The organism is Streptomyces sp. SAI-170, from assembly GCF_049739565.1.
In the GTDB taxonomy this organism is placed as follows: domain Bacteria; phylum Actinomycetota; class Actinomycetes; order Streptomycetales; family Streptomycetaceae; genus Streptomyces.
In genome coordinates this window covers 8,740,328-8,755,103 of sequence record NZ_JBMGQD010000001.1, presented here as the reverse complement: position 1 = coordinate 8,755,103, position 14,776 = coordinate 8,740,328, and the positions used below count along the sequence as shown (strand labels likewise).

Annotated in this window: 11 protein-coding genes and 3 pseudogenes; 6 read left to right on the top strand and 8 right to left on the bottom strand. The window is 68.4% G+C overall.

What is annotated here, in order from left to right; genetic code table 11:
- Positions 1-100: 100 nt before the first annotated feature.
- Positions 101-2,185 (bottom strand): peptidoglycan recognition protein family protein, encoded by a 2,085-nt coding sequence (locus RKD23_RS39220; RefSeq protein WP_424858441.1) that lies wholly within the window; start codon positions 2,183-2,185, stop codon positions 101-103.
- A gap of 348 nt (positions 2,186-2,533) precedes the next feature.
- On the opposite strand from RKD23_RS39220, the gene RKD23_RS39215 reads away from it, so the two are divergent.
- The gene (locus RKD23_RS39215) at positions 2,534-3,268 is read left to right on the top strand and encodes a DUF4142 domain-containing protein (RefSeq protein ID WP_424858109.1); all 735 of its coding nucleotides are present in this window, start codon (positions 2,534-2,536) and stop codon (positions 3,266-3,268) included.
- Position 3,269: 1 nt separating this feature from the next.
- Here the strand turns inward: RKD23_RS39215 and RKD23_RS39210 are convergent, their stop codons facing one another.
- From RKD23_RS39210 to RKD23_RS39200, 3 genes are all read right to left on the bottom strand, one after another.
- Positions 3,270-3,902, bottom strand: coding sequence for a hypothetical protein (locus tag RKD23_RS39210; RefSeq protein ID WP_424858108.1), 633 nt, complete (start codon positions 3,900-3,902; stop codon positions 3,270-3,272).
- A gap of 178 nt (positions 3,903-4,080) precedes the next feature.
- Positions 4,081-4,617, bottom strand: a complete 537-nt coding sequence (locus RKD23_RS39205) for a MarR family winged helix-turn-helix transcriptional regulator (RefSeq protein WP_424858107.1) — start codon at positions 4,615-4,617, stop codon at positions 4,081-4,083.
- 9 nt (positions 4,618-4,626) lie between these two features.
- Positions 4,627-5,739 (bottom strand): PP2C family protein-serine/threonine phosphatase, encoded by a 1,113-nt coding sequence (locus tag RKD23_RS39200; protein WP_424858106.1) that lies wholly within the window; start codon positions 5,737-5,739, stop codon positions 4,627-4,629.
- Positions 5,740-6,005: 266 nt separating this feature from the next.
- Between RKD23_RS39200 and RKD23_RS39195 the strand changes: the two are divergent.
- The 3 genes and pseudogenes from RKD23_RS39195 to RKD23_RS39185 all read left to right on the top strand — a co-directional run bounded on the left by RKD23_RS39195 (position 6,006) and on the right by RKD23_RS39185 (position 8,550).
- Positions 6,006-6,823 (top strand): annotated as a pseudogene (locus tag RKD23_RS39195) (IS5 family transposase).
- 347 nt (positions 6,824-7,170) lie between these two features.
- Positions 7,171-7,548, top strand: a complete 378-nt coding sequence (locus RKD23_RS39190; protein ID WP_424858105.1) for a VOC family protein — start codon at positions 7,171-7,173, stop codon at positions 7,546-7,548.
- Positions 7,549-7,742: 194 nt separating this feature from the next.
- Positions 7,743-8,550: pseudogene (locus tag RKD23_RS39185) on the top strand (IS5 family transposase).
- A 469-nt stretch (positions 8,551-9,019) separates the two neighbouring features.
- On the opposite strand, the gene RKD23_RS39180 reads toward RKD23_RS39185, so the two are convergent.
- Positions 9,020-9,340 (bottom strand): Mu transposase domain-containing protein, encoded by a 321-nt coding sequence (locus RKD23_RS39180; RefSeq protein ID WP_424858104.1) that lies wholly within the window; start codon positions 9,338-9,340, stop codon positions 9,020-9,022.
- Between the two features lie 337 nt (positions 9,341-9,677).
- On the opposite strand from RKD23_RS39180, the pseudogene RKD23_RS39175 reads away from it, so the two are divergent.
- Positions 9,678-10,494 (top strand): annotated as a pseudogene (locus RKD23_RS39175) (IS5 family transposase).
- A 788-nt stretch (positions 10,495-11,282) separates the two neighbouring features.
- Here RKD23_RS39175 and RKD23_RS39170 read toward each other — a convergent pair.
- The 3 genes from RKD23_RS39170 to RKD23_RS39160 form a co-directional block, all read right to left on the bottom strand.
- Complete coding sequence (locus RKD23_RS39170; protein ID WP_424858103.1) at positions 11,283-11,444, bottom strand: hypothetical protein; 162 nt, start codon at positions 11,442-11,444, stop codon at positions 11,283-11,285.
- A gap of 327 nt (positions 11,445-11,771) precedes the next feature.
- Positions 11,772-12,212 (bottom strand): hypothetical protein, encoded by a 441-nt coding sequence (locus RKD23_RS39165; RefSeq protein WP_424858102.1) that lies wholly within the window; start codon positions 12,210-12,212, stop codon positions 11,772-11,774.
- A gap of 634 nt (positions 12,213-12,846) precedes the next feature.
- Positions 12,847-13,062: a hypothetical protein gene (locus tag RKD23_RS39160; protein WP_424858101.1), complete on the bottom strand. Its 216-nt coding sequence runs from the start codon at positions 13,060-13,062 to the stop codon at positions 12,847-12,849.
- Between the two features lie 454 nt (positions 13,063-13,516).
- On the opposite strand from RKD23_RS39160, the gene RKD23_RS39155 reads away from it, so the two are divergent.
- Positions 13,517-14,761: a tetratricopeptide repeat protein gene (locus RKD23_RS39155; RefSeq protein ID WP_424858100.1), complete on the top strand. Its 1,245-nt coding sequence runs from the start codon at positions 13,517-13,519 to the stop codon at positions 14,759-14,761.
- The last annotated feature ends 15 nt before the right edge of the window (positions 14,762-14,776 follow it).

Sequence of the window (14,776 nt, the reverse complement as noted above, 5' to 3'; positions counted from 1 at the left end):
AGGACAACACGCGCAGGAAAACAGCCGACGGCTGCGGCAACATGGCAGACGGTCGGTCCGCACATGTGCCGCAGCCGTCACTGATCTGCGGTGTGGATGCCTACTTGATGTAGACGAGCCCGTCGGTCGTGATGGTGGGCCGGCCGCTGGTGCCGACGACCACGATCTTGACGGTGTGCTTGGCGCTGGTCGGCCAGGTCTTCGTCCAGATGGCCTGCCGGTACCGGGTCGTGGACGACTTCAGGTCGACCGTGGAGACCCGGACGCCGTCGACGTAGACGTACGCCTGACCGGAGCTGGATGCCCGGGACACCACCCAGGACGCGGACCGGCCGGTGAACGTCCAGGTCAGGCTCGCGCCCCTCGATCCGCTGGAGTAGGACTTGCCGCCGAGGTAGCTGCTGGACGAACGCGTGCTCCAGCTGCCGGACTTCACCGCTGAGCTCTCCTGGAGGATCCCCGGGGTGTACGTGCCGGAGGCGTTGCGGTAGTTGCCGGCGTAGTCGTACGCCCGCATCGACCACGTGGCCGAAGTGCCCGACGGGGCGGTGCGGTTGGAGAGGTAGGCGGCGGAGCTGAAGGTGGCGGTCGCCGGCGACAGGAGCTTCACGTAGCGCAGTGCCTGGTCGTCGGTCGCCTTCCAGCTCAGGGTGACCGGGACGGCGGTGGTGTTGACCGTGCCGGTGCGCAGCGTGAGCGTCGGCGCGCTGGTGAACGTCGGCGCGGTGGTCTCGGCGACGACGGTCAGCGGGGCCGTGGTCGTGGTCCTGTCCGACTGGTGCGTCGCGCGGACGGCGACGGTGTGGCTGCCCAGGGCGAGGGTGATGCGCTTGGCGGAGCCGGCGCCCGAGGTGGTGGCGACGACCTGGCCGTCGACGAGGACCTGGAAGTTCTTGATGAGCGAACCCGGCGTGGTGGCCGCCCAGCGTACGAGGGGCGTGCCCTTGGTGTAGTACGTCGTGCCCTTCGCCGTGGCGTCACCGAGCGAGGCGATCTTCAGGCCTTCCACGGGGCCGGCCGCCCAGGTGCGGATCTTCGGGAGCTGGGAGTAGAGGGAGTCGCCCGGGCACTGGGTGTTGTAGCCGTCGCGGTGGGCGGAGACACGGTTGAAGGTGTACTTCGTGCCCGCGACGTAGTCGGTACCGAAGTAGTTGGTCTGGTTCGCACCGGCGGTGAGCTGCACGGTCCCGGCCGGGTCGGCTCCGTACTGGCCGAGCTTCCAGGCCGCCAGGCGGGAGATCGCGGCGAGCGCGGCGTCGGCGGCGCTGGTGGTGCCGTACTCACCGAGCACGGCGATGCCGGCGGATTCGCGGTTCCAGCCGTAGGTGTGGGCGCCGAGCACCGGCAGGTCGATGCCGCCCTTGCGGCCCTCGAAGATCGTGCCGCACTTGTCGACCAGGAAGTTGTAGCCGAGGTCGTTCCACTTGTTGACCTGCGTGTGGTACGCGTAGATGCCCCGGACGATCGACGCCGATTCGGCGCAGTCGTAGTCGTTGGCGCCGTCGGTGTGGTGGACGAACACCGCCTTCACGTCGGCGTTGTACTCCGACGGATCCGGGCTCATCGACTCGTCCGCGCCCCAGTCGGCTCGTGAGGTGACGGGCGGCTGGGGGACGGTGGACGGCTGAGCGGTGGGCGCCGAGGACGGGGTTTCCTCGGCGACGAACGCTGCCGGGGCCGGAGCGTCCATCTTCGTCTCCGCTTCGGTCACCACACCCGGGTCGACCAGGTTGACCTCAAGTCCCTTGGGTAGTGCGGCCGTGGTGCCGTCCTCGTGGACGACCTGGACCTCCACGCCGTCCGACGGGCCGACCCACAGAGGGTGGGACGCTCCCCGCATGCCCGACTCGGGCTTCTCCGGCGGGGCGGCGTCCAGCTCCAGGTCGTGCCAGCCGGTCCACGCGCCGGTCTCCAGGCTGTGTGTGCGCACCTGCGCGGTGCCTTCCAGCGGCCGGGCGGCGCCGGTCCAGGAAACTCCGACGAGGGAGAACTGCTTGGTGTCGGTACGGGGAAGTTCCCGCTCTCCGGCGGCAGTTGCATTCAGCGCGAGGTCATAGACCTCCACCGGCCTCCTGTCCTGCCCCGCGTCCGCCTGTTCGGCGGAAGGGCTCGCCGCGGCGTAGGTCGCGACACCTCCTCCGCCCAGGACGACCGCGCCGAGCGTCAGCCACGCCCGCCGCTTCAGGCTCAACGGCCTGTACGCGTGCGACACAGAACGACCACGTCGAGTACGACGACTCAATCGAATCCCACCCCAGAGAAGGCCATGCAGGCCGAATCGGTGCTCTCGGAGAAGCAGTCACATGAGACACACCGGTCCCACGAACGGCTCACTCTACGCAGGGCTTTGCACTGTGCAAGCGTTGCCGGGAGCACGAGTGACTCACATCACTCTGAATCGAGATAGTTTGAGGCATGTATCCCTATGGCGCCTCTCGTCTGGCACACCGAATGCAAAATTTTCTGAGTGCAATGACGCCTTCGGCACGCTCGTCCGTACCTCCTGGCACAACCGCACTCGTCAGGAGCCCCCATGCCCATCTCCCGGAACACGCTCGGCACCGCCATCGTCTGCGGGGCCATGGTGCTCACCCTCGCCGCGCTCGCCTACCCGGCCATGCTCGGCGTGGAGCACACGGCGACCGACACCTCCCGGATCATCGCCAACACCCGCTACGGGCCGCTCACCGAGGCGGACCGCGACTTCGTGGTCAAGGTCCGCGCGGCAGGTCTGTGGGAGTACCCCCTCGGGGAGTTGACCATGCGGCGCGGCACGACGAAGGAGATGAAGGAGGCCGGCGAACACCTCATCGTCGGACACGCAGGCCTCGACAAGATGTGCCGTCAGATCGCTCCGGAACTCGGCATCACGCTGCCCAACCAGGCCAGTCCGCAACAGCAGCAGTTCGTGGCGACCGTGGCCTCCAAGAGCGGAACGGAGTTCGACTCCACCGCGGTCAACATCATGCGCGTGACCCACGGTCAGATCTTCCCGGCCATCGCGAAGATACGGGCCAGCACCCAGAACACCCTCGTGCGCCGACTGGCGGACCTCGCCAACGACACCGTGCTGGACCACATCACCGTCCTGGAGAAGACCGGCCTGGTCAACCACGACCAGGTCAACTTCCAGCAGACCACCCCGCCCAAGCTGCCCCAGGACCAGCTCACCCCTCCCCCGCCCCAGCCCGGTGCCCCGGTCCTGGCGCTCACCCCACGCCCCGACCTCGATGTGAACACGACGTCCCCGGCACCGGCGGTCGGATGAGTCACTTCATGTCGTGGTCGAGGCGGAAGGAACGCACGACGGCGACCACGCAGGCCGCGACGAACGCCGCCGCCCAGCCGCCTAGATTGCGCAGCGGCCCGGAGGAGAGCCCGCCCGCCGCGACGCCGCGCGGCGGCACCGTCCCGCCTGTGTCGTACACGACCGCCAGCGCGTCGCCGGGCCGGGTGTCCTTGCCGCAGCCGCGCCAGATACGGACCTCCAGCGGTAAGCCGTCCCGGTCGGCGACCGAGCAGAGGTAACGGCCCCGGCCGGGCCCGGCCGCCGGCGCGCCGTCGACGGAGGTCACCACCACGGACTCCAGCCGCCCGCGCGCGGCCAGCACCGCGCCCGCGGCGGCCGGGGGTGCCTGCAGCGCGAGGCAGACGCCGAGGACGGCCACGATGCCGACCAGTGCCCGGCCGGCCCGCATCACACCGAGGTAGAGGACGATCGCGGCGGCGCAGAGCAGGCCGCCCTCACCGTCGGCCAGGCCGGGGATGCCGTACCAGGCACCGGCCAGCGCGGACCCGGTGACCGCCGCCACGGTCAGCCCGCCGGCCACGAGCCCCTCGGCCACCAGCCACCACGGCGGCAGCCCCTGGAATTCGGCAGGCCCCCACACCGTGTCGCGCATATGTGCGGCAAGGCGGGGAACGGGCCGGGGTCGGGGCGGGGACCCTCGCCTCCGCCGCATCAGCGTCCCCTCCAAAACAAGCCTTCCGGTAGGTCCCCTTACGCACCCGCGCCTCTTCCTTGCATTATGCAAAATGGGAGCGGTGGCCGCCCATGGCCAGGCGGCTCAGGCGGGCGGCTCAGGCGTCGCGGGTCACCGGCAGATCCACGACCCAGCCCAGCGGATGCGGCTCCACACCGCCCCGTGCCGGCGCCGGAGGCTCTCCGCCGGCCTCGTTGAAGGCGGTCAGGGCCTCGATGAGGGCCAGCCTGCGCGTCGGCGTGAGCCGTTCGACGATCCCGGCGATCTCGGCGCGGCGGCGGCCGGTGACTTCCTCGACCGTGCGTCGCCCCTCATCGGTGAGCCGGAGCAGGGTCTCGCGGCGGTTGTCGGGGTTGGCCTGGCGGTCGGCGAGACCCGCGGCGATGAGGCGGTCGACCATCCGCATCGCGGTGGAGGGTGCCACCTGGAGCAGCTCGGCCAGAGCGACCAGTTTGGTGGCGCCGCGCGTGGACAGCACCACCAGCATCCGGAACTGCGGCAGCGTCACCCGTTCCTCGACCGCGGCGAGGGAACGGGCGGAGACCGCGACCAGCAGGCGGGAGGCGGTCAGCACCGCGCTGGTCACCGCGTCCACATCGTCCAATGCCCCTATGGGGGTCTCACGCTCCGGCATGGCTCCTTTCTATCGTGACGTGACCCCCTCTCCCTCACTCGGCCGGGACGATTTTCCCTCCCCATGACCGTGGTACCTGAGCAGCAGCATCGCGGCGTCGTCGTGGGGCGGCCCGCCGGCATGCCTGGCCAGGTCCGCGCGCAGGGCCTCCAGGGAACGGTGTGCGTCCGGATCCTTCAGCAGGTGACCCCGTTCACCGAGCGGATAGAAGCGGCCGTCCGCGTCCCGGGCCTCGGTGACGCCGTCGGTGTAGAGCAGGAGCTGATCGCCCGGTGCGAAGTCCACCCGGTAGGGACTCGGGCCCTCCGCCCCGTGTGCGCCGAGCCCGAGCGGAAGGGCGTAGGCGGGCGGCTGCGGGAAGTCGACAGTTCCGTCCCGGCGTACGACCATCGGGGCCGGATGGCCGTGGTTGAGGAAGACCGCCTCGTGCCGCGAGCCGATCTCGGCGAGGATCACGGTGACGAACTTCTCGCCCTCCAGCTCCCGGGCCACACTGCGCTCCAGCCGCTCTCCGAGCCCGACGAGGTCCGGCTCGTCGTGCGCGGCCTCCCGAAAGGCACCGAGAACAACGGCCGCGGTCTCCACCGCGGCCAGGCCTTTGCCCTGCACATCGCCCACGATGACCCGGATGCCGTGCGGCGAGGCCACGACCTCGTACAGGTCGCCGCCGATACGCGCCTCCGCAACGGCCGAGGTGTACGACACAGCCGCCTGCAGCGGGCCCGCGGTCAGCGGCACCGGCCGCAGCAGCACCCGCTGGGCCACCTCCGCGATCGACCGCACGCCGGCCAGCTCCCTCTCCCGCCGTGAACGCGTCACCGCGGCGGCGATGCCCACGCCGGTGACGCCCGCCACCGAGGCCATCGCGGTGTATCCGCGGCGCTCCTCGAACAGCCCGTCGTAGAGCCCGAGTCCCACGCACAGCACCAGCGCCGCAAGCCCGATCACCGCCGTACGACGCCACCCGCCGGCCAGTCCGGCGAACGCCGGCCCGAGCGAGACCAGTGGCAGGAAGCCCACCCCCGGCCCCGCCACGACGTCCATCACCGCCACCACCGCCATCACTACAACCGGCATGCAGGACAGCACCGTCCAATCCGATGACTGATTGCGATCGGGCATGACACTCTCCAACGACGTTGCGGTGCTCGTTCGGAAGGCCGCACTGTGCGTCTGCACGCACACCCTCCCACCTTTAGACTATGCAAAGATCGCTCGCGGCCTGAGCCTTCTCACCACATACCCCGACGGCGGGCACCGCGCTTGCAGCGCCCGCTCGCGGCGCGCCGACCTGGTGGACGCCATGGAGGGCCAAGCTTCGGCCTTACTGGCTCTAACAAAAGCGGTTTGATCATGTGACTGTCGGGTTGATCGCTCGTTGGTGAGGCATGGGGAAGCGTCAGTCGCGGCCGTGGATCGTGTCGGACGAACTGTGGTCGCTGATCGAGCCGTTGCTGCCCGCACCACCGCCCAAGCAGGTCGAGGGACGGCCGCGAGTGCCCGACCGGCAGGCCTTGTGCGGGATTCTGTTCGTGCTGTACACCGGCATCCAGTGGGAGTACCTGCCCCAGGAGTTGGGCTTCGGCTCGGGCATGACGTGCTGGCGCCGCCTGGCTGCGTGGAACGAAGCCGGCGTCTGGGACCAGCTGCACCAGCTGCTGCTGAACAAGCTGCGGTCGAAGAACCAGCTGGACTGGTCGCGGGCGGTGATCGACTCCTCCCACGTCAGGGCCGCACGCAGGGGCCCAAAAGCGGACCCAGTCCGGTCGACCGCGCACGACCGGGCAGCAAGCACCACATCATCACCGACGGCCAGGGCATCCCGCTCGCGGTGTCGCTGACCGGCGGCAACCGCAACGACGTCACTCAACTGCTGCCCCTGCTCGACAAGATCCCGGCCGTGGCCGGAGTCGTCGGCCGGCCCCGCCGACGGCCCGACATGCTCTTCGCCGACCGCGGCTACGACCACGACAAGTACCGACGGCTCCTTCGTGAACGGGGCATCCGCCCAGTGATCGCCGAACGCGGCCAGCCCCACGGCACCGGCCTGGGAACTTTCCGCTGGGTCGTCGAGCGGACGATCTCTTGGCTGCACGGCTTCCGCCGCCTGCGCATCCGCTGGGAACGGCGCGACGACATCCACGAGGCATTCCTCGGACTCGCCGTCTGCCTGATCACCCATCGCCACGTCCAAAGACTTTGTTAGGGCCAGTAAAAGGCCCCCTCACGGCGCTGCGGGCCTGGGCCGAAGAGCACATCGACGACGTTCTGGACGCCCGCGAAGCCTACGACTTGCGAATCAACCCGCGGCTGTGAGGCGACAAGCTCCTGTGACCGACCCCGGCGAATCGCTGCGTGCACGCCTACCAGCACCTGCCAACGGCAGAGCGGCCATGCTCCGGGGACTCAACGGGACGTCACTAGGGGGAATCCCGGATGCACCCATGTATCACCGCCGGTTGAAATGGAATCGCATGTGATCGTGCATGCTTGCCGTCGCAACGACGGCAGCAGCGAACAGACTAGTTGTCTAGCGTGAAGGAAGTAGGCCTCATGGCCCAGAAGCTCAGTGCGGTGACCGTGGATACCTCTAATCCCGAGTCCATGGCTGCGTTCTACAGTGAACTCTTGGGATGGACAATCCTGGCCTCGCAGCAGAGTCACGCCATAATCAGTGATGGCCACTCCACCGTCTTCTTCACGCATGTTGATGGGTACCGTCCGCCTTCGTGGCCTGACGGCTTGGATGCGCCCAAGCGATTCCACTTTGACGTGCTGGTTGACGACACGGAGGCGGCTCTCGCCCTCGTGACACGGCTCGGCGGTGAAGTGCCCAAGCATCAGCCAGGAGCTGATGAAGGGTCTCCCTTTGGGCCGTGGATCGTCGCGCTTGACCCCGAGGGGCATCCCTTCTGTCTTATTCCCGAGTGAAAGACCGCCATTGTGAGGAGGCCAACATCGCCTGTCAGTTGACAAGTGCCTTCTTGCCGAAGTCCGTGGATCTAGTTGCACAGATTTATAGTGCGGATGCTGCTCCGCTCGCATGTGAGGCAGCCGCGATGAGGCTTGTGCGATGCATCTAAGACACCATTTCAGTTGGCGTGATCTTGCGGCAGTCTGGGGTGATGACTGCTGCGCTTGTCGAGCGGATGGCGCCGGAAAACCTGTGGACGTTGTTCCAGCGGGTGGTGCCGCCGGCGCCGGGCCGCCCACAGGGTGGAGGACACCGTCGACGAGGAGACCGCGAAGTGCTGGCTGCCATCATCTTCGTGGCACCTCAGGCTGCACCTGGAACCAACTGCCACCGGGCTTCGGACTGTCAGGCGTGACGGCCTTCCGCCGGTTCACCGAGTGGACCGAGGCCAGAGTGGGGGCCTAACTCCACCGCCTGGTCCTCGACGAACTCGGAGCCCGGGGCGAGCTGGACTGGTCGCGGTGCGCGATCGACTCCGTCGGCGTCCGGGCTCTCAAAGGGGGCAACTGACGGGACCGAATCCGACCGACCGCGGCAAGAACGGATCGAAAATCCAACTCATCGTCGACCGCCAGGGCCTGCCCCTGTCGATCGGCATCTCCGCCGCCAACCTTCACGACAGCCAGGCCCTCGTCCCGCTGGTCCGCGGCATCCCACCCATCCGCTCGCGTCGCGGCCCGCGACGTCGGCGGCCCGGCAAGCTGTACGGCGACAAGGGATACGACTACCGCCACCTGCGGCGATGGCTCGCTTCCCGCGGCATCAGGCACCGCCTTGCCCGCAAGGGCATCGAGTCGTCCCAGCGGCTGGGCCGGCACCGCTGGGTGGTGGAGCGAACAGTGTCCTGGCTGTCCGGCTGCCGCCGCCTGCACCGCCGCTACGAGCGCAAGCCGGAACACTTCCTTGCCTTCACAGCCATCGCCGCGACCCTTATATGTCACCGCCGACTGACCAAGTGAAATGACGTCTAAGGCCTCTCAAGGCGTTGGCGCCCCTGATCTGGCAGCGACCCAGACTGGGCGTGTAGTGGCCGTCCGGCTGCAGAGACAACTGGTCAGGATCGTGAGGCGTGTACCAGGAGGACCGACGATCAGTGCATGACTGCATCGGCCAGTGTTCTCAACCTCATGGCTGCATCGGTCGCTCCGCCGAATTGACGCGACCCGATGGTGAAAAGCCGCTCCTGCTGGACTCGCTCCATGAGTGCGCCGTTGTGCTGCGAGCCAACGAGTGTCGTGTGAGGTCTCAGGAGTTGGTGGACATTTCAGGCTCATGAGCTGGTTGACTGTCTCCGGACCTGTCTAACAGTTGCAGGAGTTCCTGGACGGCCGGGCAGTGGTCGGCATCTGTTCGAACCGCGATAGGGGCAATCCCGGCCCTCCCGGCGGCCTCATGGCGGCAGGACTCAGCTGGTCCAATTCTTGGAGCTTAGATCTTTGCCTTGAAGCGGATGACAGGCCGCTGCTCGCGGCGGGGGTGGACGGCGAGCTCGGCACCGTCGAGAGTGACGCGGAAATGAGTGTCTTCGACGTGGATCGTCACGATCTTGCCCGCATAGGTGCGACCGATGCGTAGTCGCTGGCGGGTGACCATAACGACGCCGTCCGCTGGAACCTTGCGCTCCACCTTGATCGGTCCGGGTGCGGTAGGCGGCAGCTCGTCCTGAGGAGCCCGGGCGCCACGCAGTTTTGTCCGCTGGTCGGCGAGGATCGGAGAGGCGAGGGTCTTGACCAGTACTCCGTTGTGCACGACGTCCGACCTTCAGTTTGCCTCCGCCCAGTGCCGCCACTCCGTCGCCGTTCAGGGCTCGCTCGACCTCGATGACTGCGTAGTGGGGCAGGGACTTCAGTCTCGCGGCTCTGCGGCGGCAGGGGGCGGTCCGGTCCCGCAGGGCGCGCCTCGCAGGGCAAAGACGTGCATGTCATCGGCGTCCAGGTTCGATGCTGCCGTCCTGACCAATTCGCCGTTGACGACCAGGAGGCGATGACCGCAATGAATCGTGGCCCAGCACACCAACGCCCCTAACTGACTCTAACAAAAGCGGGTTGATCATGTGCTGTCGGCTTGATCGTTCGTTGATGTGGTCATGAGGAAGCGTCAGTCGCGGCCATGGATCGTGTCGGACGAACTGTGGTCGCAGATCGAGCCGTTGCTGCCCGAGCCGCCGCCGAAGCAGGTGGAAGGGCGGCCTCGAGTACTCGACCGTCAGGCCTTGTGCGGGATCTTGTTCGTCCTGCACACCGGCATCCAGTGGGAGTACCTGCCCCAGGAGCTCGGCTTCGGCTCGGGCATGACCTGCTGGCGCCGCCTGGCGGCCTGGAACGAGGCCGGCGTCTGCGACCAGCTCCACCAGCTACTGCTGAACAAGCTGCGATTGAAGAATCAGCGGACTGGTCGCGGGCGGTGATCAACTCCTCCCACGTCCGGGCCGCACGCCGGGGCCCAAAAGCGGTCCCAGTCCGGTCGACCGCGCACGACCGAGCAGCAAGCAGCACATCATCACCGACGGCCAGGGCATCCCGCCCGCGGTGTCGCTGACCGGCGGAAACCGTGGGCGACGTCACCCAACTCCTGCCCCTGCTGGACAAGATCACGGCGGTGGCGAGAGTCGTCGGCCGGCCCCGCAGACGGCCCGACATGCTCTTCGCCGTCCGCGGCTACGACCACGACAAATACCAACGGCTCCTGCGACAGCGCGGGATCCGGCCCGCGATGGCCCAGCGGGGACAGCCGCACGGCACCGGCCTGGGCACGTTCCGCTGGGTCGTCGAGCGAACGATCTCCTGGCTGCACGGCTTCCGCCGCCTGCGGATCCGCTGGGAACGACGCGACGACATCCACGAACCTTCCTCGGACTTGCCGTCTGCCTGATCACCCATCGTCATGTCCGAAGGCTTTGTTAGGGCCAGTTAGTGCGTGGTGAAGTGCCGGGCTTCTTCCGGCGCTGGCTCGCTCTCCTCCTGCGCATCCTGAATTTCCTCGGCGAGATCCAGGGCCCATTCGGGGTCCCTGAGGGCCCGGTGCAGTTCCGCCGGTGTGACATGCAGGTGCCTCCGCTCATGCTCATGGGCGGCCGCAAACGGAGCGTGTCTGACAGCGAGACTGGGCTTCGGGCCGCAGGTCATTCTGTGCGTCGAGGCTTGGTGCCTTTCTTGCGGTGAGCCGGCCGCGTATATGCCTCGCCGGTGGCGCGAGCCTGGAGTTGGACAGAGGCAGCGATCACCAGCCACGTCCACCGGTCGGCCGCCTCTGAGTTGCGCAGCCGGGGTCTCGTCCAGCCGAGCGTTTACTTGAACAGGCGGAACGTGTGCTCCAAAGCGAAGCGGCGGAGGAAAGACTGCCAGCAGCTGTTCACACCGTCCGCCGTGGGCACCGGTCCCCGACCACCACAGCCGGACCGGCTTGTTCACCCCGCCACTCGGCAGCTTCTCCACGGATGCAGCCGACCCACGCCTGCGCGGTCACCTTCCCGTACCTGCGGGTATCGGTGACCGTCACGGCTTGCTCGGCGCCCCACGTCGAGGGATCGCCGAAGATGAACTCGCTGCCGAAGGTGTGGCAGAAGGACCGGTCAGCGCAGGTGTTGGCGTCCGGCCGCAGCCCGGGCAAGACGCCCGCGGCCAGCACGATCCGGCCGCCGGCTGCTATCGGCAGCAGCACCCCGCCAGCGCGCGACGCAGCCGGGCGACGTTCATCCGCCCGTGGTGAGGCCGCCGTAGAGGGCCCCGTGCCCGCGACGGTGCTCCGGCGCGAGCGCCAGGTCGACCAGCGTCCGCACCGGCCCGTCCGTGCCCAACAACGCGTCGCTCCGCGCGGTCAGACTCGCGTACAGCTCCATCCGGAAGCGCGACATTCCCGCGAACGTATCCCGAAGGACGCCCTGATGCCCCACACGCACGACCACGGCCTCCGCGCTGATTCCTCCGCCTCTGTGACGGAGCGCAGGATCGGACGAAGGCCGCTGTCACGTCTGTTGAACTGCGAGAACCCCGATCAAGTTCGAGTCATGTTCGGCTCCGGACGTCAATGCCAAACTGAGCGTCAACCGCTGTACCGATGCTCCCCGGTGCCGGGCCTTCGGGCCACGGCCTGAGGCATCAACTGCGTCGTCAGCTCACGAGCTTGGTTGCCCTGGGCGCTGCACAAGGCGGGCCATTTATACGGTGAGGGTGCAAAGATCTCACTGGTTGTAGATCCAACTGCTCCAGCCGCTGCACGTGTCGTCTCCGAGATCGTTGGTGCATGCCTTGACGCGCACCCGACTCCCCTTGCCGCCCCATGCATTTGAGCTGCTGTGTTCGTACATGTCCTTGTTGCAGGACCCCTTGCTGGGGGCGCTCCCCGACCAGCTGCACTTTCCGTTGCGGTAGAGCCCCCATGTCCCGACGCTGTTACGAAGCTCGTTCTGCCACAGGGCGTAGACCGAGTATCCGTCGGGCAGCATGTCTACGGCGAATACGACGTCGCCATACGGCTTGAAGCAGGCCGTAGCCGAGAGGTTGCCCATGGTGATGCAGCCGTCTCCGGCGTCCGATGTGTCACGTACTGCGGTGTCGTTTTCCATTGTGACGGCGGATGCCGGGTTGGCCATCGCCAGGACCAGCAGGCCGGCGGTTGCCACGCCTACTGCGGTTCGTATCGCGCCGCGCATATGGACGCCTCCCGTCGATTAGAGGGCGATAACTGCCGAATCGCCCGGTCTCTTTGATCGCCTCGGCGTTCCACGGACGCCGAGCTCTCTTCGCTCACGAGCAGGTACAGCCTGCCTAGCATCGGCGTGACGGCCAACGCCCTTTCACCCTGCCGCAAAAGCCCGGGTCAGCTGCCCATGGAGACATCCGCCCCGTGTGGGCAAGGTGACCCAGTTAGCTCACCGGACAGCCAGCTATGCGGCGGCCGCCGTGCGGCTCGGGCTAGCCAGGTAAATTCGCGGCGCGGTTGGCCGGGCGCCGGCGGGCAGCGGTGTACGAGACGCCTTCGGCGTCGACGAGTTCGCTAGCGGCTGCCTGTCTTCTCCGGAAGCGTGTCGAGCGGGTCATCGAGTGCCGTCTTCCGGATCAGCGAGAGCGCGACGGTACCCGGTTCGGACCGGGTGGTGATCTCAGACATGGTGCTCCTGAAGGCGGATGCGGGGGGTGTCGCGCTCGGGGCCGCAGCGATCGCGGCCGCGGCAGGAGACGGTCATGGGCAGAGCATCGCCGCCGGGGTCCGCGGCAACACCCTCCGGGCCCGGGCTGGCCCGGAGGGCCTGTCCGTCAGCGCGTGGGCGCGGCGTCGGTGGTGTCGTCGAGGTCGGCGGAGGCGAGAGCGACCGCCAGGGCGAAGTGCCGGACGGCCCGGAGGCAGCGCTCCGCCGCTGTGCTCGGGTCGCGCAGGCTCCGCACGCCGTTCAACGCCAGCACCTCGGTCGTCATCGCGCAGTCGACCGTCTCGTCGAGGATCTCCTCGGACCGCACCGGTCCGAGGCTCACTCACGTGATCGCGCGGGCTGGGCGCATACGCAGAGGTGTTCACGCCTGTGGCGGTATCACCAGCTTTGCAGCGGCCCGGTGCACGGCTGGCGCACAGGCGAGGGTCGGCAGGTCATGGCCGGGCACCCCGTTCATTTCGACGGCGGCCTGGCTGATCAGATGAGCCAATCGGACGGACTGGCCCTCGGCGATGGCGGCGTAGAACCGGGCCGCGCAGGTGATGGCGTCGATGTCGCCGATGGACTCGGAAAGGAGTACGGCTGGCTACGCACGGTGGTGGCGGTGGGCGACGGCGGGCTCCTGCTGACGACCAGCGAGACCGATACACGGGGGGGGCGCCCGGTCCCGGTGACGACAGGATCCTCCGGCTGGACGTGCGGTGATGAGGGCGGACGTGCGGGGGTGGACCGTCGGTGGACGGGGAACGACTCCCTCGGTCGACGAAGGAGTGGGGATGACCGAGACGGACAGGGCGGGTCGGGGCAGGTGGCCGTTCCGTCGGCGCGGGCGGGGCACGCGCTCGGTGACGGAGAGCCCGGCCGCACGGAGTCAGCCCTCCTCGGCCCCCGTGCCCGGGCCGTCACCGGCACCGGACGGGACGGCCGACGAGGGTGAGCTGGAGGGCCTGGGCTCGTACCGGATCACCCATCACGAGGGCGAGGACGGCGTCCCCGTGGTGAATTTGAAGCTCTCCCTGACGCCGTCCGGGATGACGCGCATGAAGCTGGGGCATCTCGCGACCGAACACGGCCCGCACCATCCGGAGGTCGTACGGCTCTCGTTCGAGCTGGCCAAGCACCTCCGCCAGGAAGGAGAGTTCGACGAGGCGGAGGAGGTCCTGCGCTGGGTCGTGGCGGAGCGCAGGGCGGACCTGGGACCCGCCCACCCGGACACCCTCGCGGCGGAGACCGCTCTCGCCTCCCTGTTACGGGAGCGTGGACGGCCGGAGGACGCGGAGCGGCTGCGCCGTTCCGTCTTCGCCCAGCGCGAGGCGACATTGGGCCCGGACCACCCGGACACGCTCACCGCCCTCGGGGATCTGGCCCTCGTGGTGCTCGCCCTGGGGCGGCACGAGGAGGCGGAGCGACTGGCGCGCACTGCGCTCCAACGCCGGACGCGGGTGCTGGGGCCTGAGCACAAGGACACGCTCGGCAGCCGGAACACCCTGGCCGGGGTGTTGCGAGCCCGGGGCGCGCTGGAGGAGGCCGGGGCGCTCTACCTCTCGGTGCTGCGCGACGCCGAGCGGCTGCTGGGCCGGAAGTCGGAGCTGTCCCTGACGGCCCGGATCAACCACGCCGCCGTCCAGTACCACCTGGGGCATGTCGCCCAGGCCGCGCGGTCGATGCGCGACGCGGTGCGGCAGTCGGTGGAGATCAAGGGGGGCGACCACCCGGACACGCTCTCCGCACACGCCACCCTGGGCGCCATGCTCCAGGCGCTCGGCAAGGTCGCGGAGGCCGCGGCGGAGCTGCGGGCGGCCGTCGTGGGCATGGAACGGTTGCACGGCCCCGACCATCCGGACGTCCTGAAGTACCGCACCAGCCTGGCCGCCACCTTCTTCAACACAGGCCGGCACGCCCAGGCCGAGGAGGAGTGCCGCCTCGTCGTCGCCGGCTACGAACGGCTCTACGGCGCGGCCGACCCTCGCACGGCGAAGGCCCGGGAGAACCTGCGCATGGTCCGTGCCGCTCGCGGCTAGGAGACGAGGCCAGCG

Bases quoted from the DNA above. Each gene is read 5' to 3' on its own strand.
- RKD23_RS39215 (WP_424858109.1), top strand. From the start codon at position 2,534: ATGCCCATCTCCCGGAACACGCTCGGCACCGCCATCGTCTGCGGGGCC.
- RKD23_RS39210 (WP_424858108.1), bottom strand. From the start codon at position 3,902: ATGCGCGACACGGTGTGGGGGCCTGCCGAATTCCAGGGGCTGCCGCCG.
- RKD23_RS39205 (WP_424858107.1), bottom strand. From the start codon at position 4,617: ATGCCGGAGCGTGAGACCCCCATAGGGGCATTGGACGATGTGGACGCG.
- RKD23_RS39200 (WP_424858106.1), bottom strand. From the start codon at position 5,739: ATGCCCGATCGCAATCAGTCATCGGATTGGACGGTGCTGTCCTGCATG.
- RKD23_RS39190 (WP_424858105.1), top strand. From the start codon at position 7,171: ATGGCCCAGAAGCTCAGTGCGGTGACCGTGGATACCTCTAATCCCGAG.
- RKD23_RS39170 (WP_424858103.1), bottom strand. From the start codon at position 11,444: ATGTCGCGCTTCCGGATGGAGCTGTACGCGAGTCTGACCGCGCGGAGC.
- RKD23_RS39155 (WP_424858100.1), top strand. From the start codon at position 13,517: ATGACCGAGACGGACAGGGCGGGTCGGGGCAGGTGGCCGTTCCGTCGG.